The 19,223-nt window shown below is 35.4% G+C and carries 17 protein-coding genes, 2 pseudogenes and 1 CRISPR repeat array; of the genes and pseudogenes, 2 read left to right on the plus strand and 17 right to left on the minus strand.

The genetic code is table 11. The annotated features are described in order from the left end of the window. Positions 1–1,033: 1,033 nt before the first annotated feature. The 3 genes and pseudogenes from PKC96_05690 to PKC96_05700 form a co-directional block, all read right to left on the minus strand. Complete coding sequence (locus PKC96_05690) at positions 1,034–2,998, minus strand: S8 family peptidase (GenBank protein HMM00817.1); 1,965 nt, start codon at positions 2,996–2,998, stop codon at positions 1,034–1,036. A gap of 17 nt (positions 2,999–3,015) precedes the next feature. Further along, positions 3,016–3,357: a hypothetical protein gene (locus PKC96_05695; GenBank protein ID HMM00818.1), complete on the minus strand. Its 342-nt coding sequence runs from the start codon at positions 3,355–3,357 to the stop codon at positions 3,016–3,018. A gap of 592 nt (positions 3,358–3,949) precedes the next feature. Further along, positions 3,950–4,537: pseudogene (locus PKC96_05700) on the minus strand (methionine adenosyltransferase domain-containing protein). 235 nt (positions 4,538–4,772) lie between these two features. Between PKC96_05700 and PKC96_05705 the strand changes: the two are divergent. Together PKC96_05705 and PKC96_05710 are read left to right on the plus strand one after the other, a co-directional pair. Further along, positions 4,773–5,387 (plus strand): recombinase family protein, encoded by a 615-nt coding sequence (locus PKC96_05705; GenBank protein HMM00819.1) that lies wholly within the window; start codon positions 4,773–4,775, stop codon positions 5,385–5,387. A gap of 169 nt (positions 5,388–5,556) precedes the next feature. Beyond that, positions 5,557–5,802 carry a hypothetical protein gene (locus PKC96_05710; GenBank protein HMM00820.1) on the plus strand — a complete coding sequence of 82 codons (246 nt, stop codon included), beginning with the start codon at positions 5,557–5,559 and terminating at the stop codon, positions 5,800–5,802. 460 nt (positions 5,803–6,262) lie between these two features. Continuing rightward, positions 6,263–6,892: direct repeats of the CRISPR family, unit length 36 nt; unit sequence GTTTTAGACCTATGTAATTTTACACAGGTGTTGCAC. Positions 6,893–6,904: 12 nt separating this feature from the next. Here the strand turns inward: PKC96_05710 and cas13d are convergent. The 14 genes and pseudogenes from cas13d to PKC96_05780 all read right to left on the minus strand — a co-directional run bounded on the left by cas13d (position 6,905) and on the right by PKC96_05780 (position 19,137). Next, entirely contained in the window at positions 6,905–9,562 is a 2,658-nt protein-coding gene (gene cas13d, locus PKC96_05715) for a type VI-D CRISPR-associated RNA-guided ribonuclease Cas13d (protein ID HMM00821.1), read from the minus strand. Between the two features lie 440 nt (positions 9,563–10,002). Next, on the minus strand, positions 10,003–12,219 hold the full coding sequence (locus PKC96_05720; GenBank protein ID HMM00822.1) for a hypothetical protein: 2,217 nt from the start codon (positions 12,217–12,219) through the stop codon (positions 10,003–10,005). Then, complete coding sequence (locus tag PKC96_05725; GenBank protein ID HMM00823.1) at positions 12,206–12,550, minus strand: hypothetical protein; 345 nt, start codon at positions 12,548–12,550, stop codon at positions 12,206–12,208. Before PKC96_05725 ends, PKC96_05720 begins: the two co-directional genes overlap by 14 nt. Positions 12,551–12,553: 3 nt before the next feature. Beyond that, positions 12,554–13,978 (minus strand): hypothetical protein, encoded by a 1,425-nt coding sequence (locus PKC96_05730; GenBank protein HMM00824.1) that lies wholly within the window; start codon positions 13,976–13,978, stop codon positions 12,554–12,556. Positions 13,979–13,988: 10 nt separating this feature from the next. Beyond that, positions 13,989–14,438: a hypothetical protein gene (locus PKC96_05735; protein HMM00825.1), complete on the minus strand. Its 450-nt coding sequence runs from the start codon at positions 14,436–14,438 to the stop codon at positions 13,989–13,991. A 12-nt stretch (positions 14,439–14,450) separates the two neighbouring features. Then, the gene (locus tag PKC96_05740; protein HMM00826.1) at positions 14,451–14,813 is read right to left on the minus strand and encodes a hypothetical protein; all 363 of its coding nucleotides are present in this window, start codon (positions 14,811–14,813) and stop codon (positions 14,451–14,453) included. Between the two features lie 79 nt (positions 14,814–14,892). After that, entirely contained in the window at positions 14,893–15,735 is an 843-nt protein-coding gene (locus tag PKC96_05745; protein HMM00827.1) for a hypothetical protein, read from the minus strand. 14 nt (positions 15,736–15,749) lie between these two features. Continuing rightward, positions 15,750–16,502: a hypothetical protein gene (locus PKC96_05750; GenBank protein ID HMM00828.1), complete on the minus strand. Its 753-nt coding sequence runs from the start codon at positions 16,500–16,502 to the stop codon at positions 15,750–15,752. A gap of 1 nt (position 16,503) precedes the next feature. Next, positions 16,504–16,917: a hypothetical protein gene (locus PKC96_05755; GenBank protein ID HMM00829.1), complete on the minus strand. Its 414-nt coding sequence runs from the start codon at positions 16,915–16,917 to the stop codon at positions 16,504–16,506. Positions 16,918–17,100: 183 nt separating this feature from the next. Then, entirely contained in the window at positions 17,101–17,517 is a 417-nt protein-coding gene (locus PKC96_05760) for a hypothetical protein (protein HMM00830.1), read from the minus strand. Beyond that, positions 17,514–17,678, minus strand: coding sequence for a hypothetical protein (locus tag PKC96_05765; GenBank protein ID HMM00831.1), 165 nt, complete (start codon positions 17,676–17,678; stop codon positions 17,514–17,516). The genes PKC96_05760 and PKC96_05765 overlap by 4 nt, the downstream gene beginning before the upstream one ends. Further along, a complete protein-coding gene (locus PKC96_05770; protein ID HMM00832.1) occupies positions 17,675–18,157 on the minus strand; it encodes a hypothetical protein in 483 nt (160 codons plus the stop codon). The genes PKC96_05765 and PKC96_05770 overlap by 4 nt, the downstream gene beginning before the upstream one ends. A gap of 198 nt (positions 18,158–18,355) precedes the next feature. Further along, entirely contained in the window at positions 18,356–18,622 is a 267-nt protein-coding gene (locus PKC96_05775; GenBank protein HMM00833.1) for a hypothetical protein, read from the minus strand. Position 18,623: 1 nt separating this feature from the next. Next, a pseudogene (locus PKC96_05780) lies at positions 18,624–19,137 on the minus strand (SAM-dependent methyltransferase). Between the last annotated feature and the right edge of the window lie 86 nt (positions 19,138–19,223).

Genomic DNA, 19,223 nt, shown 5'->3' on the forward strand with positions numbered 1-19,223 from the left:
ATAACCCCCGTTATGTTTCAAAGCACTAAATTATTTGAGTGTGCCTTAGTATTATTTTAAATATATCACCAAGCAAATATTAAGAACAACAAAATATGGGCAGTGATGTATGATTCTTTGTTTGATAACTATATAGATATCTAATCATCCTTCAGTTTATGCGGCAAAGATAATTATTCATGTTTATTTGATTGAATCAAGGAAGCGATATGACAAGTTTATGAAAAAAGTTAAATAAAAACCGACACACGGACATTTGGCGATTTAGCCCAAAATCGCCTTTTTTTATATTTTGGAAAAAAAGGGTTCTTTGAGACAGAAGGTTGACAAAATACTGTACTCCACTTTCTTCTTCATCGTTCAATTCGCCTCAATTCTTCACTTTAGTCCGCTCACAACACCCTCCAAGACTTAATAAATTATCAAGACAAATATACGTTTGATGAGGCACCTCGTTTAATCGAAAGAATTAGTCAAAATTTTCTTCAATCTGAATTACCCTATATTCAAGAGGTGGGCCGCTCATATCACAAATGGAGAGTTGAAATCGCCAACGCTTTTAGCAGGACTCAAAATAATATTCGCTATCACAATGGGGTTGCCGAAAACATCAACAACCACATTAAATCGATTACTAAAGCAGCTTATGGTTATCGTAATTTTGAACGTCTTAGAAAAAGAGCAATGCTTATTTTGACGTACGCAAAAACCCAAAAAGAAAAGGCCTAGAAATCGCTTTCTAGGCCTTCACCTTTAATTTCATAGATTTAGTCAGTGAATCAAGGATTCCATCTTTTTCCACCTTCTATTTCATTGAGTCGAAAAAAAACCACTTTTTAAGGGCAAGTCCGGTAAAGTTTTGGGTCATTTTGGAATTCGTTTTTTTGAAAAATTGAGGCCACGTATTTTAGATGAGTGGTCGGTGGTGAAACACTCCCGAGAGATATCGACCGGGGGTGTCTTTTGTTAGACTTAAAGTAAACAATTCATACTCTATTACATTTGGAAACGTTTATTTTTGATGGTATCTTGTTTAATTTTTTAAAAAATCAAACAAATCCTCTTTTTTATCAATTATATGCTTTGCTTTACCTATGTTTCTGAAAATAAGAGAATCATGACAATGGGTGTCGCAATCTATACATTCACTTGAACATTCGGCGCAATCATTACCAGCAGTTTTATGCACAGTTGGTAAAATAAGCGTTCCATCATAATATGATTCTAAATCTATATCGGATAAAACTATAACCCCATTTGACAATATAAAACTATCATTACCAAAATATTCAGTAAAATATATCGATGATGATGTTTGAATCGTGGTTGGTACGTTATCTAATACAACGAACCCATATTCGGCAGGTCCACCGCAGTCTACACAAGTTTTATATGGAAACCCATTATCCCCACTAGAAACAACATGACTTCTTAGTGCGCTTAGTCCACAACTACAAAACGAGCGATGATTGTATAAATTACCTTGAATCCATTGATGAGAAAAAGTATATGCGTGAGTGTGCGGATATGGTATTGCGTTCAAAACTTTGTAGGCATTTAACCTTCCGCCAGTCACACAAAGGTTGTTGAGAGTAGAAATTGTATCAACATTTAAGCGTATGTATGCTCTAAGTTGGACAGTTGTTAAATTTGGATTTTTGGACAATGCCAATCCTGCAACACCAGAAACGAAAGGAGCAGCCATTGAAGTTCCACTCATTGATTGATATTTATTATTAGGAACTGTGCTCAAAATGTTTGTTCCCGGTGCGAAAAGATCAACACTAGTTTTGCCATAATTAGATTTTGCCGATCCCAAAAGACCCCATAAATTAGACAAACCATTCCAATTAGATCTAACATCACTTTGATTGCTAGCTCCGACTGAAATAATATTATTTAAGTCATAGGAGGCAGGATACATTGGCTGAACGTCTGTGTTTAAATCATTATTTCCTGCGGCACATACAACAAGTCCATTGAAAGAACTGATTTCGTTATATAAAGGCATATCAAATGCAGACATCCCTAAACTCAAATTTATGATAGGTAAACCAATTGAATTTGCGTAATTGATGGCACTTATAATAGATGAAGTGGTTCCGGTTCCAACTGCATCTAAAACACGCAAGGAAACAAGCCGTGAATTCCATGTAACTCCGGTTACTCCTAGCGAATTATTGCCTTGAGCAGCAATAATCCCAGCAACATGAGTTCCGTGCCCATTTTGATCATTCGGTGTCGTCAAAGATACAGGTGAGGATGTTGTGAAATCTCTGTGAACCGAACCCGATTTTATTCTGTTCTTTAAATCATTGTGAGAACCATCTATTCCAGTATCTAAAACTCCTATAATAACCGTGCTTGAACCGGTCTCTATGTTCCAGGCGGATTCTGAACTTATTTTTGTCAATCCCCATTGTTCTGAGAACTTTGGGTCGTTAGGACTTTGAAGTATTTCGTAAATATAATTTGGGCTTGCCGAAATAATTTCTTCGTTATTTTCTAGCAATTGAATTGCATCAATGACACTCTCCTTGGTATTTTCTTCAAGATCAATTTTAATAACTTCACGTGTTGGAATTGTAATTTTCCGACCTTCACTAATGTAATTTTCCTTTGAGTTAACTTCTTTCTCAAAAGAGTTATCGGTTAATATGGAATATGACGAATAGTCAATATCAGACAAAATCTCATTTGTCATTATATTAGATTTTGTTGAATTGTCACGCTCGTATTCAACAATGATGGATCCTGGTTCGAAGTTATCGGCAACACTCGCGGAATAATGAGATTCTTTAAAGTCCGCACTTTCCTTTTTTTGAGCAGTTTTATAATTGACATAAGTGAGTTCTTCATGATTAATTATGTCATCAGAGTCTTGGTGAATATGAGCTGAATAGCTAGTTAAATTGGATGATGTATTGAAACTAACCGACAAATAAACTAAAGTGCAACTTAAAATTATAATAGCGAAATTATTTTTGTTAAATTTCATAATAACTAATCTTCTTTTTATATTTGTGAGTAGATAAAGTTTTTTTCGGCAGATTGAACAAAATCAAGCGTTGTAAAATGGTTAATAGCTTCTTCAACTTCTCTTGTTCCGGAAATTTTAAGAAAGACAGTCATGTAACCAATATTCTGCCCTATACTCCATTCTCCATAATTAAGTTGCGAAACATTTTCCCAACTAAAATCTTGAATAAGAATATTGTTGTTTTCGAAATCATCTTTACGAGATTCCTTAATCGTTACTAATACGGTGCTTAAATCAAAATCTTCTGATTTATTACAAGAAGAAAGTGAGAGAAGCGAACCAAACGCAACTAAGCACAAAAAGCTTTTTTTGAACATAAATACCTCCTTCTACCTTATTTTACAATAATAGTGTTAGATATTGTCAAACACAATTACAGCTTTCGGTATTTTTTTATCGAAAGACTTTTTCGTTTGAATTAAATTTCCGTCACTATCAAAGTGATAGTCGTCTTTACTTTTGTGTGTTTCTTTGTTGTGGCACTTCCGACAGATGCTTTCTAGGTTTTTTATACTTGATGTCTTAAGGTCGTTAACATTTGTCTCTGTTAGCGTTATCTTGTGGTGTACATCTTGTGCCACGCCACCGCACCTTACACACCTGTATTTGTCCTTTAAGAGGCGGTACTTCCGTTGTTTCTTCCAAAAGGTACTACCGTAGAACTCTTTAATCGTCATTTCCGTAAACGTTATCTTGGAGAGCAATTACTTTGTCGAGTTTATCCCACGGTAAGGTATTTGTTAGTGCTCCGACTTGACCGTACGCTGCTAACTGTTTAAGACTGCTTGCTCCGATTTGTTTTGTAATTGAATGTGGTTTGAAGTTAAAAACTTCGAGAATAACTGAGAGTAGACTATCTTCGCTTAATCGAGCGGTGCCAATGTATTGATTGATACTCCGACTGGTATATTAATCCCAATAGGCGTATGCAATCCCTATTTCACACTTTTTAGCGATTCCACTTGCGACAATGTTCTTGGCAATGTATCTAGCTTAGTAACTTGCACTTCTATCAACTTTGGTTAAGTCCTTGCCACTCCAAGCACCGCCACCGTGGAGTGCAAGTCCCCAATAACTATCGCATTGTAGTTTGCGACCTGTAAGTCCACTATCAGCGTAACTTCCACCCTTAACAAGTTCTCCAGTAGGATTGATTAAGATTTTTGTATCGTGTGTAAGAAGTTCTTTCGGCATTGTTTGGTGGATTACTTTATAAATAAAGGGTTTGTGACTTGCTTTGGTTATTCCGATCCTTGTTTGGACTGAAACAACGATCACAGTAGTGGCAACCGGTTTATCTTCCTTGTATTCAACACTAATTTGGCATTTACCGTCTTTTCCAAAGAAGAGCGGTGCTTTAGTGTTTAGTTCATCAGGCGCTACGGCAAGTTTCCTTGATAAAACGATTGGTAGTGGCATTAATTCTTCTGTGCCGCTTTCAGCATAGCCATACATTGTTCCTTGGTCTTTAGCGCCACCTCTTCTGTACGTCTTCAATACATAAAGTCGTTAGTAAAAGACGAACAATTTAGCGAATCTTCAGTTTTGATAAAGGATATCTATTCATTAGTCATTGCCGATGAACAAATAGTCACTTTTGTTATTTCTTCAAAAAAGGGTCGTCCTTCCTTAATTAGTTCATATAAGGAAATCATTCAAGGAGAATCGATTCTTAGCAAGATGTATATATGCAATGCAATAAACAAAGCAATCTTTTATGAGGTGAAACTCTATGATTAATTATGAACAATCAAAAGTTAAAACAATTAAAGCACTGACAAACCCATCGGTACTTAAGCGTGTTGTCACCGATGCACGTGTTTCAACAGCGGATGAACACCAAGATTCATCGTACCGCTTGCAATTCAGTGAATTAGAAAAATCAATTCGGATTAATCCTAGATATGAATTCATCGGTATCTTTAAAGATTGTAAAAGCGGTCGAGATATAAAACATCGTGAAGAATTCACGACTATGTTAGAGTTAGCGTTTATGGGCGAAATCGATGTCATTGTGACTAAATCTATTACGCGGTTTGGCCGTAATCTTATCGGAACCATAAATATTATCCGCTCTCTTAAACTTAATTATGTTGAGGTAATATTCCAAAAGGAAAATATTTCAACCTTTGATTCTTCAATTGAAATGGTTCTCACGATTCTTGCAACACACGCTGAAGTGGTATCAAACAATATTTCACAAAATGTGCTTTGGAGTATTAAACGGAAGATAAGAAAAGGTGGAAACCTTACTTCTCGTTTATACGGTTATGCGATTAAAGGTGAATCGTGGAAAGATCTAAAAGAGAATATGAAATACCAACTCTCTATTACTATGATAGATTAAAATTAAATCGTGTGAGCATAACAATCAAAAACCTTTTCGCAATCATGAATAAAGCATTAAGTGAATTATCACTTTTCTCTACAATGGTTATTCCTTCTTTGAGACGGTTAATGACGCATTAGATAAATGTGAGGCCGATCTTCTGCTTGAGAAAAACGATAAAACTAAGTTGCTGAAAGAAAGAGCTTTATTGTCGGATGCCCAAAGAAATATAACAACTTTTGTTCGTCAGATTAAAACATTCAAGCCAATGGAGAATATAGATTCTTTTAAAACACTTGTCCGAAATGTCATTATTGAACAAGATGGACGAATTAGAATAAATATAAATCTAATAAAAGATAATTTCATTCAGGCTATGATTTTAGAATCGTCTGTAGAATTACGTGTTGGAAACGGAAAAAAGACAATTTAATATTTTCTTTCATACTAGGTTCGTGCCCTTGTTATGAGATTTTATTTTTAAACTATGGAAATAAAAAAAGCTATCTTGGAGAATATCATTTCTTCAAAATAGCCTCTTTTTAATAAAAATTCGCCCATTTTGAGCGAATTTTCGTTGATTTTAGTAGTTTTTTACTACCAAAGTAAGATTTAGATGGTGGCCCAAGCCGATTCTTAGACGAACTATTTTTTAAAGATAGTTTAACTTTCGGCTTAATTTGTCATCATTTTCTTGGTGAAAAATTAGTTAAAGGCAATAAATAATTTAACTCTATTGAAAGAACTAAATTTAGGCGCTAAGTACTTATAATGTAAGTCTTCATTTCAGCATGGCAAATTGTGCTAATTTTTTTTGCATACAAATTTGACTACCACTTATAAATCATTCAACAAAACTCTTTCTAATACACACTGGTGGCTCTATGTACGGAGTTTTAGACCTATGTAATTTTACACAGGTGTTGCACTACTACATGGATTTGACAATGCCTGAGGCGGTTTTAGACCTATGTAATTTTACACAGGTGTTGCACTTGGAAGCAGTGACGTTGCAACCTTAACATGTTTTAGACCTATGTAATTTTACACAGGTGTTGCACTCAATCGTAGACTACAAAAATCTTGTAGGAGTTTTAGACCTATGTAATTTTACACAGGTGTTGCACTTCCGCAGCCAATTAAGGCTGAACATCTCTGTTTTAGACCTATGTAATTTTACACAGGTGTTGCACTTTTATAAAAGGTATTATGCAAATCTTAAAGTTTTAGACCTATGTAATTTTACACAGGTGTTGCACGCAAAATTAACACTAAGTCAACTACAAACGGTTTTAGACCTATGTAATTTTACACAGGTGTTGCACAAAATTGTTGCTGTTCGTTGGGAGAACAAAGTTTTAGACCTATGTAATTTTACACAGGTGTTGCACATAGTGGTAAAAGAGTTGGATGTTAAAGTGGTTTTAGACCTATGTAATTTTACACAGGTGTTGCACTTCTGCCAGCACGGTCTATACGTTCCAATTGTTTTAGACCTATGTAATTTTACACAGGTGTTGCACCTCAAAATGAGGTTATTTGTTTTTATCAAACAAGACTTCAATACTTAAATTCTTGTATCTTGCTTGATTATATCCAAAGGGAACATGAATAATGTGTAAAGCATCCTTTGAGTACTTACCTCTTCTTTGAGATTCTTTAATTGAATTAAAAAGAAATGAATTGTCGCCTTTGCAATGCTCCATTATTTTAGCACAAAGTAATGCCTGACTGATAAAGTGATATAAACCAAAATATGTTTTAATGTCTTTAACATTAGATATGTATTTATCTAAATTCCTAATCGTGTTCAAATGAGCGATTTGATTCCTATAGAAGGAAAAAAATCTTCCATTACTTAATCCGCTTATATTTTTTTGCAATATTTCTCTTTGTTTCTTTTTTAAGTATCCTTTTTCAATAAATAGATTTGAAAGTTTCAACTGATTATCTAGTTTTTTAAAATCAAATTCTTCGTTAGAAAATTTAATATCATAGTCTCGTTCCAGGGTATGAATAGCAATTGCATACCGCGAATTTACATTAACAAGATTCTTGTAGACAAGATACAATACTGTTAAATATAAACCAATTATAGTCTTTTTTTGCTCTTTAATAATTTGCTTATCTCTAGATAATGCCTTATTGTCGATATCGATAAAAGATTCTAGATTAACTGATTTTATTTCTTGAACCAGTTTATCAATCATTTTAGGTGGTGCTTTTAAATCTAGTCCAGTAATTGCCTGATAGTAACGCGTTAGCTGCTCAAGAGGAAGTCTTTCTAGTACCAGCCTAACCACATGTTCATTTTGTGCCACTACACAAATTTTCCGAGGATTTACGTGCCGGGCGATATAGATAAATCGTCTCGATTTAACAACATTATTAATCAAGAAATTTCGGGCACCCTTACTCCCTTCATCATCTAACTTCAGTTTCTTCGTGAGTACTTGATCACTGTTTTGATCTTCCTTATATCCTAATAGATAGGCGGCATCAAGAATCATCTGGCGAGTTATAAATGCTGCCGGCTTAAAACGTGAAATTGACTTCAAAATACGCAGTTCATTGGCAATTTCATTATTTTTATTAAAAAGTGCATACTTGCCACTAAAAACAATCTGCGGATTGTCCTTCTTTAGTTTGTGACCCTTATACATATTTTGCAAGTCGCTTAGCCCATCATCTAATATTTCATTATCCTTATTTTTGTAAACCTGAATAAAGGATTCAATGTTATCAAATTTATTGGTGATATTGGCAAGCATATCATTGGTCTCTTTGTCGTCTAAAAACAAAGTCATAAAATAGAGCAACTTAGTAAAGTAAGTAACCGAATCATTTATTCTAATTCTTTGAATTATTTCATCAGTAATTTTAGATTTCGACGAGTCACTATTTAATTGTTTTATAACGTCTCCATTCATCATTGGCAAAAGTCTATCAATAACTTCATCATGTAAAATCTTAGCCACTTCATTCGCTTGCTCAACGTATAGTTCGTCTTTTCCTTCCTCAGTCATGTTCTGGCGCAGCTTTTCGACAAAGATATCAACGATTTTATTGTTGCTAAGATAGTATTTATATAGAGCAAAATCAAAAAAATGATACAATTTGCTTCTTTCGCTATCAAAATCCTTGTTTTTTATCTCAGAATAATCGGTTATTGTAAGTAAACATTCGCGAATTCGCTTTATAGAAAAACCTAAGTTAAGATTCTCTTGCCTTACATTAAAGTCATAAAATAAGCGATAGAGTGCTTCTTTGTTTTTTTCATCAGGATAGAGGTTATCTAAAATAGAAAAGTTTGCTCTCTTATTTAACTCGATAAAACTTTTATTCGTTTCATAAACTTTTTGTGAATATAACCCATCAAGAACAACTTTTAAATCATTAGGAAGCATTTTCTCATCAAAAAAAACATTATATTCACAATTTTTATTTCTTATTGAGCTATGCATGGCATCTTGTCTAATCGCACTTAATAGTCTAAAAATATCAAATATCTCAATTTTACTTTTAAACTTAAATTTATCGCCTTCTTGATGATAAAAAACAGTAGAATAGTATCCATTTTTTGAAATACTATTATAAAACTTTTCAAATAGATTCTTTATCCTATCGCTGGCCTTTTCATAATTTTCACTAAAACGAATCGTAAAAATATCCGATTTTTCATCATCGACATCTAAATCACGATTTAAATTATTTATAGAATAAATAATATCATTGATGTAGGGGGAAAGTATTTTTCTAATATCCAATATATTGTAAATAATTTGGATGTGAATGTTATCCTCATACCGCTTGCCAAAAAACTCTGTTTCCAACTCCGCTTTAGCAAAAATTTGATCATCTCCAATCGTTCTTTTTATGGTTGGAATCTCTCCCTTTTCCTTTTTCCCTTCTTGCCAATTCTTCCATCTAATTTTTCGATTGCTTTCCTTTTTAGGAAATGGATTTTCAACTTCTGCCGAAAAAGTTCCAGTATTATTTTTTAATCTATAATCGTAATTATCAACATTAAGACTAAAAGTCGGTGGGTCATGTTCTTTATCCACCTTATTGTTTATTATTTTCTTTTCAATCGTGGCTTCCGCCTTTTTGCCAAAGGAAGTAACAAGTACTTCGCCTTTAGTCGTAACTAAAACTGACTTCAATCCAATCGCTTTAGCTTTTGATTTCTTCATTGCTTATAACCCCCGTTATGTTTCAAAGCACTAAATTATTTGAGTGTCCCTTAGTATTAATATAAATATACCCCAAGCATATATTTAGCACAACAAAATATGGGCAAAGACGTAGAAATGTTTGCTTAATAAATATATAGACATCTAATAATCTTTCAGTTTATGTAGCGAAGAGAATGATTCATATTAATTTGGTTGAATCAAGGAAGCGATATTATAAGTTTATGAAGAAAGTTAAATAAAAACCGACACACGGACATTTGGCGATTTAGCACAAAATCGCCTTTTTTTATGCTTTAGAAAAAAAGAAAACCACCGAATTTCTTCGATGGTTCCTAGGTTTAGATGGTGGCCCAAGCCGTTTCTTAGACGAACTATTTTTTAAAGATAATCTAACTTTTGGCTTAATTTGTCTTTCATTGACTATGCGATAACTAAATCTAGTTATTTTTATCATTCATAAAATAAATCGTTGTTTTTCTTGATGTCTTATCTTGTGCTACATAAGTGTCAAGTTCGCGTATCCAATAACTATCTTGGGCATTAAGTTCATCTATATTAGCTCTATAGGTTTGATAGGTTGGGGCATCCAAAAATCCGGCTGTAGCTTCTTCTCTTTGCTTGTCAAAAATCGCGCTATAGCAGTCTGTGGCGTACGTATTGCCAAACAGTTTTTTAGATATAAAGTAATACTTCTGATCGGTGCGCTCTCCCGGCTCGCTGACAGTACCACCAATCTCATGCCGATACTTCATCTCCTGGTATGAATACTTATTTATAATCCGACTATAATAGTTCTGGAATGGCCGGATAAACTTTTGAATAAGGTACATAGTTAAAGTATTAGTGTTCCGAATATTCCGCCAATGATAATAAAATGCTATGTAACGTTCGACAATAAGCGAATTTAAAAGATAGTCGATAAAGAACATAGGGACGGCCGTCTGCAGTTCACTCCGTTTTTTTATACGCACTTTGTCCTCGCATGTATCGCGCAGATCCGCATTAACGGACGATTCGCGCTGCGTGTCCATAATCAATGTGGAAAATGGTTGGCCATCGATGGAATACTCATGGCGAGTAACTTTTATAGATTTATTAAATCCATCGTTGCGCTGGTTAGATAACGCATCCTTTTTTTCCATACCGACATAGTCATCTTTGTTGCCTCTTTCTTTATCAATCTCCGTGTAATACTCGACTTGCCCGTCCATGTGGAAAAAACCTTCGTTATCTCCCGGATTCACTTTATTAAGAATCCTTCGGTCGTCAAAATTGGCATCAGTTGCGAATTTGGGTTCTTCCAGTAAGGAACGATTATCAACATCGATGTAGCGATAGCTATACAACGGGAAATAACCATCTAATGTAAGATAGTTAAATTGAATGGAGTAATTGCCAGCAGAAAGAGCTTTTGGCGCTCGGTAAAGGAAATAAGCCTGGCCATAGGGGATTAGTGCATCTACAAGACTTATAACTCTTAATCCATCGTAAAACTCAAGTTTATATTTATTAAAATCATAACCCCAAATGAGGTCATTGGATCCTTTATCAATGAATTCATTCCATCGTTCCATTATGGCTTTTTTAATTTGTGAGCGATTTACAACCGTGTGTCGGTTGTAAATCTCATCGTTTAGCCAATTTTCAAACTTTGCCCATGGGAAAAAGGGGAAATAAGCCTGGTATTTTTTGATGATAGAAAAGGCCTTATCACGCATTAGCATTTCCGCATCAATAACTACCGATGTCACAAATAGATTTTTCCCGATGCCGGGTGGACCACTGACAAGCGTTGCCACTTTCAGCTCGCTCGCTTTTTCCACATTATGCTCTTGCATGGCCGAGATTGTTTGCCGGGCATCTTTAATCCGCAGCCACTGGAACATGATTACTGCGATTACTAAGAGCAATGACCAGTGTAGTTTAAAAAGAATAGGGATAATATCGAGTATCACCGATGCCAAAATGATGAGAATAGAAGCCAAATCAAAGGTACATGTGAAATTAATATACCAGGAGATAATGTCCAACGCGATAGCAAGTACATTAAACGCAAGGGTCAACAAGACTATGCTGGCAATTAAATAGGCCTTATAATGCCTTAAAAAAGCCATATAGTCCTCTAGTTTTTGCTTTACTGGGGTCAAAAAACGAGACTCAAATCGCTTAAACCTTTTAAGGGCTTTTGAATCGTGACAGATTTCTCCTTCAGTTGATTTCATCATTAATTTTTTGATTATAAATACAACTAAAAAAAGATAGGGAATAAAGACTAGCCACTTACTAATATCAATAATAAATATCAGCGATTTTATCAAAAATGTCTTGATAACAGTCCCATTAAACAGAGCCAGTGAAAAAAGGTTTAATTGATATATCAAATCCTTTATATCGGTTGGTATGGTGAAAGAGCCAATCCCGGCTCCGGCAATATATCCGGGTGGATTGATAGTAACCGGTTCTTTTACTACATCAATAATGTAGAGGAACCACTGGCCAATCACCTTTCCAAAGTAAACTAAAGATAGCCCCAACCGCGGTAGAGCGTTTGTAGTGATGGCAATTGTAATAAGTATGGCCAACAATAATACAAGCGTTAAATAGTGATAGAAATGGATCTGTGGCCATTTGATTTTTATTTTAAATTTTTTCATAAATTATGTTTTGTGTAAGGCAATATAATTTCGATTCCGTTAAACGATCCAGTTGCCATTCTTTATCATTAAATGAAACTGTAGCGTAACCCGAATCTTCACTGAAGGTAAATGGTGTCATCTTAATCTCGTCTTTATCAATTAACGTGCCTTGAACACTGTCAAAGCGCAAGATAAAACTATTATTGGTCGCTTGCCACATAGTATTTTGTAAACTTTTATCGGAGTGTGAATTCACCATTTGGCAAGCAGTAATTGAATAGGAGATAAGTATTATTACTCCTATCAATGCTAAAAGTTTTAACCACGGATGCTTTAATTTTATGTTCATTGCCTATTTCTTCTTTTTTAGAACATTTAACACATTAAATATTGGACGAATTAGATAAACCACCAATACTAAACCGAGTAAGCCGATAAGAGCTACACCCGTCCACTTGAATGCAGTTTGAAAATCAGGAAGACTAATTCCCGTGGCATTTGAAAGCCAACCGAGAAATTTATTCCACCAATTAGTATCATTAGGATCTGTTTCTTCAGGAAGAGAACCCGCAATGCCATAGTATCCATTATTATCCAGCAAATTCATCCCAAAAGGATCCATCGTCCCTTCAATAAATTCATCTGTTTTTTCGTATCTAATACTGATATTGCAATTAATTACTTCATTGGGAATATCAATTAAAATTGAATTATTATCCCCGTTAAATAAATAGCTTATCAACTTCTCATTTTCGATGGGAATAGTTGTGGAAAAACTTAATACATCAGTGTCGATTATTTCCTTTTGATGAACTAAATTGCCAGCATACAGAACAACAGAATAATCTTTAGTATCGTCATTATCAGAATAATTGGTCATTACAACTCCCGTTAAACGATACTGATTACTGCCAGGGAAAAAGAAAGCCGAATTTGTTGTTAAAGAATTATTAGTCTTTATTACATTAAATCCGAAAGATCCATCGTTGTTTTCATAATTATTCGATTCGGATGTAATATGATTACCATTCACATCGATGGCATTTAAAGCAAGATAATCAATTGACACTTGGCTAGTTGTAGTAAGTGGTAAGATGAGATAGTATTCAAAACTAGAACTGTAATAATTAATTAAGTCTTGATATGCCGCATAACCATCAGCCGAATTCTTATATTGATAAAGTATTGACTGATTGATGTCTCGATAGTCAATCTCATTTCCTAAATTGAAAAGTTTGCGAACAATGCCTGTCTTTCCCATTTCTGGTATTGTGAAACGATATTTTTTCCGAGCCGGAGAAGAGCCCCAGGGTGCCATTTCTTCCACTGTCGTTGGTCCTGTAGAATTAAAGTAATCGCTATCTCGTTCATACTCATAATAGTTCCATTCAACGTTAAACGTTTGAACAATACTTCCTATCCACCACTTGCGATCTCGACGTGCAACAAACGAATAATCAACATCTTTATTTACTTCTCCCGTTACAGGTTGAAGCATTTCTGGACCGCGAAATTGATATTTTATGCTTTCAATATCAACAATATTCCAACTAGGATTGGTATTAAAAAAAATAATCGGCTGACGTTCCCCTGTATTTTCATCATTTTGGATCCATACACCAGGAGCTTCTTCTTCTGATAATCTAAGGTAATTGGCCGCATCCGGGATAATGTCCCCGGTTAATGCATTTACCCCTACTGCAGGTTTTAAAAGAACATTTATTCCCATTAAAGAGGCAATGCAAACAAATGCGGATAATTTAATTATTTTTTTCATTTTTTCTCCTTTAAAACTCAAGCGAGTTTTGATCTAAATTAATAGAATTAACGGCAATGTATTGCACTTTTAACCTAATATCTCGCGAATATGTTCCATCTATGTTGTGATAATTTAAGTAAATTACAGTTGAATCCGGATAATATGTTTTAGGATATAATTCAATCGATAAATCAGTTAATTTGGCGGTTGAATAATATTCAAAATTCTCAATTGGATAAGTTACACTGTCTTTACGAAATGACCACATCGCGCGACCGTCTGGGAAATCAAGGGCGCTTAATACAATTCTTTTTTTAGCCACTTCGCCCGTCTCCGGAAACGTATATGAATTTAACGAGTAATCAATCTCGTCCTCATGTCCTTTGCGCGTAATAGTTAATATGGCAGACGGCGTGGCTATTGCCACGACCAAAAATAAAGCGAAGATCCATTTATTATTTTTTTTCTTCTTTTCCATGATTAACTCCTTTTAACCTTCTGGGAAACCATTATTGTATGAACAAATACAAGTGGCCGAATAACCACCTATTGAGGCAGTTATTTGTACTCCCCCGGTAAAACTTGTAACCGCATAGACAAGGATGGAATCGTCATCTATACGCGAAAAATTAACTTTAAATTTATCCGCGGTTGAAAATGCAACATATTTATCGGTTGCATCAGCAGGTTGGACTGTAGCATTTAACACAATGCCATTTTCTTGGCCAACTGCATTTAGCACATGTTGGCCATTAAAATCTGCTGCTGGAAGTGAATTAAAATCCACTGATCTTGATGTACTAGAAAAGCCTATTAGAATAATTGCACAAATGATAGTTATTACTTTGGGCACGATTGATTCCACTCCTTTCTAATTTCTAAACAATCATGGCTCCCATGATTGTTAAATCATGAGAGCCTAACAAGGGGGTTTATAAGACTATTGTCGACTGGTCTAAACTGATGCCGGTTACGGCTTGATATACCGTAATCGTCAATTCAAATTTAATGCTTGGATCGTCCTCAACATAAAAACGAATAAGCGTATCTCCTGGACCTACGGCCTCAAAGTTAAATAATCTAGCAGCCGGGTCAATTTGTTCAGCCGCCGCAATCGAATCGCCCGAAACAATCTCATAGCCCATTGCCATGTTATCAATGTCAATATTACCGCTACTTGTGGGTGTAAAATTGAGACCGATATATGCTCCCGGTTGAACTGTAAATTCTGTAAACGAACCAGTGAATGATTGTGTTCCTACTCCAGCTGTCTGTGTCGAATAACCATTCATAACAAGTCCATCGGCTACTTCATAGTAATTAACAGTACACGTATCACTAAAGCCTTCAAGCGAAACGGTAATGATGATATTGCCGCTCCATGGCTTAATTGCATAAACATAGGCCGTTAATCCGCTGGGCTCTACCGCTAGATATTCATTTACATCTTCCGAAATAGTATCTTCCCAATCAAATGTCCATTGTAAGTTTTGATTGCTCGCGTTAGCTGGTTCAATGGTTACAGTAAGAGTTTCACCATTGGCGCTTCCTAGAGCGCTTAATACATGCCGGCCATGAAACTGCGATACTGGGGGGATTTCCTCACTAGTATTATCACTAGAATCATCGCTTGTGGTATCGCTCGTAGTCTCGCTAGAAGAGCCGAAAATGTCCGTCCAATGGTAATGATCATTAAGAACTTTCGCGCCACCAGCTAGACCGGCAGCAACTAAAAAGCCCAATAAAACAAATAGTCCTTTTTTAAATTTTCCCATATGATCTCCTTTTGTTAATCCTCTCTCGATAGTTGTATCGCGATTGAATTTATTGAGTTTGAACTAGAGAGGGCATTGCCCCTAAAAACAAAGGCAAATTGTGTCGGTGTAGAGGCTGGCATTTCTTCAGAATAGACCTGCCAGGCGCTATCTGCCGTTCGCGCATAAGTTATTAAATCTTCTGCAGATGTTGTATCGAGCGAAATTGATATATTTTGTGCACCGCCAACCGCGAATTCACATATTAAATAACTATAATATGTTGCTCCATCAGCAAATTCTGGAATATCCATGTTACTTGGCGCCGATGATGCCCAACCAAGCTTTAACGGACCTTCTAGCCCATCGTATCTCGACCAGTTACTACTTAATGTTAACTGCTCTTGACCAACTGCTGAATCAACAACAGCGGTTGCATTAAAATTTGCTGTCCACGACTTATACGTGGATGCTGATACCTCGGCTTGTTTGTTAGCGGCATCAAAATCTAATGTGAAGGCGGCCGTCCATGCTTCGCTTTCGCCACCTAATGACATTAATGTATAGACTGTAGTCGGAAATGGATGCAAGTCAGTAACCTCGCTAGTATTCTCACTAGATGAATCATCGCTCGTGGTATCGCTTGTCGTTTCGCTAGATGAGTCAAATATATCTGTCCAATGATACTTATCATTTAACACTTTCGCACCACCAGCAAGCCCGATTAAAAGGACTCCGACAAGCAGAGAAACGGCGAATACTTTTGCACTACTTTGTTTTTTTGACATATTATTTTTTCCTTTCATTTTTTTGAAGCAATAATTTTTTCTTATACTGTTTAAAAGCATTGTTATAAGATTTTAGCCACGCTCTTATCCTTGTCTGAAGGTGACTTTTTGTTGGGGCAGTTGAGGAGGTCTTTGAATTAGAAATACTTGGATCTACAACCTCATTAAGCATTTTAGATTTCCAATTTTTTGGATATAAATCTTTATAGTAACTTTCCCATCCTTTAAGCTGCTCATTAGCTTTTTTGCGTCCTTCGGCCGCTTCGATAGTAATATCATTTTTTTTGTTTTCGAAATTAGAAATGTTCGATTTTGTTTTTGATTTTGCAGTAGACTTGATTTTGATTGCCGGCTTTCTCTTTTTTGTCATTTTGTCTCCTTTCTTTGCTGCAATAGGCTTTACTTTTTTTGTCATGTGATTTCTCCTTTCTTGACAAATTTTTAAACATTTGATTTAATATAGATGACCCCGGATAGTAATATCTTGTGCGGTCTGAAGCTAGCTTCGCGCTAGATTAGAGCTAGCCTGTGTGCTAGAGATAAGTTCCGCTAACAATTATGCTAGCGATGAGTTCATCGATTACGATGAACTCTTTTTTTATTTCCATCCCCTTGATTTTCGCGCCTTATAGTACTCTTTCAAATCATCAGAATGAATTCTTTTTTTTGCTTTGTTTACTACATCCAATGGATGTTCTCCTACTTTAAATCGACTATTTGTCAATTGGCTTTTAGAAACTACTTCTGTGTTAATATAGCTATCTTTTTTCCTATTCGGATAAGTCTTAGTTAATGGAACTCTTTGCTTACTGGCAATTTGTTTGCTAGTTGCTTTGCTAGTGATTTCAGAGATTTGAGCGTACTGAGTGACAGTTTTAACAACCGCAACTGGCCGACTATTACTAGCCTTTACTCCTTTCGTCTTAACATAGTTTGACCAGTTTTGTGGCGTAACCAGGTGACGAGGATCAACATAGTATATTGTTCCAACATCGCTTTCATTTTTTCGTTTCATAAATGCTCCTTAATCGCGGGTAGAATTTCAAACCAATTGAACAGGTTGTTTAAATTAAAGAATATGATCAGCGCTCCAAGAACTCCCAATGCGACAATTAGAATCAATCGTATCCGGGTAATCTTGGATATGCCTTTTTCATTTTTAATCTCTTCCATCATGATTTTGTATTACCCTCATCAATGCCATCAATGATAAGTCGTTGTTGGTCGGTGAGTTTATCCTTGTGATCAACATCAATAAACAACTCATCCAGGTCTTGATACCGGGAGATTGTGAACTTTTGCTTATCCGAGAGATAAGTGCTCGCGGTAAAGGTCCCGGCAACAACAATTTCAACTAGATACTTCATTTCTTGACCTGCATGATAGCCTTTCCTGCGGATACCTTTTGTGAGCCGGATGTGCAATGCCGCTTTCATCCGTTTAGGAACGTAGTCGAGTGCGATAGATGAAGCTATTAGTTCGGCATCGTCGCGTTTCATTGGGATGATGATATTCATAGGACCGATGTTGAAAGTGGCTAGGTAGTGGTTAACTCCATTTTTGCGTTCTTCAATGACCTGGAGATCGGCCATGGGAAGATTGTTTAATTCATCTTCTGTAAAGTCTTTGATTGGTTTAAACGTCTGATTGCCCATGGTCTGTCTCCTTTCCTTTATCTTTAATTTCACATTAGCACAGGTGCGAGTGCTGAAAAGTGCTGTCTTTTATAGGTAAACATAGTTAATACACGTAATAGCGAAAAAAAAGCGCGCCATTACTGCGTAAATGGCGCTTTTTTCTTTTTTTTCGATGGATATGGTTATTAACATTTATATAGATTAAAATCTATAAATTTAGGAAATATAAGGTCTAAATTTTATTAGAGCTTCAGCGTGCAAATGCTTAACTCTATCAGTAGATAAATATAAGCTTGAGGCCACTTTTTTCCAATCGTAACCAAGAATATAGCGATTGTAAATAATAGATCCGAGTTGTGGATATTCGTAAGAAAATTTACTAACTTGCTGATAAACATTTCTAGAAATATGTTCATCAATATTAGAAAAAGTTTTATAGCGAGTTAAAAAAGTCTTAGATTCATCAGCTGCTAGATTTTTCAAGTTAATCACTTCCTTTCATAAAAACTATCCAATGAGTTAAAGAACGCTTACCGCTCCTATTACCAAAAAGAGGTTTTTCATTTGTTAATTTAAGAATTTCACTGACCTTTATATCAGTCTCATTCCACTTAAAAATTAAAATTCCCCCCCGGTTCAAGAACTCGAAAGCATTCGCTAAAACCCTTTTTTAACATTTCACGCCAGTCTCCGTAAAGAGATCCGTATTTTATTTGCTGATAACCAGTAGGATGCAGTGTTCCATATTCAATATTAGATTTGCGATTGCCTGTATTTCTCGTTAAATGTGGTGGATCAAAAACAACTAATTTAAATTCATTGCTTTTAAAGGGCATATCCGCAAAATTAACAATCATATCGGGTTTGACAGCGAATTGCCTACCATCGCATAAAGTCGTTTCTATATCACGAATATCGCAAAATAAAACGCGAGAATCTGATTTGTCGAAATAGAACATTTTTCCACCGCAGCAAGGATCCAATACATTTTTAGTCATAAATTTCCTTTCGCTAACTGGTAATAGTTTAGAAAGTTCCAGTGAGAGATATTAAATATTCTTGTTTCTTTATTAAAAGGATCTTT

The organism is Bacilli bacterium (genome assembly GCA_035326105.1).
Lineage (GTDB): Bacteria > Bacillota_I > Bacilli_A > RFN20 > CAG-826 > UBA7706.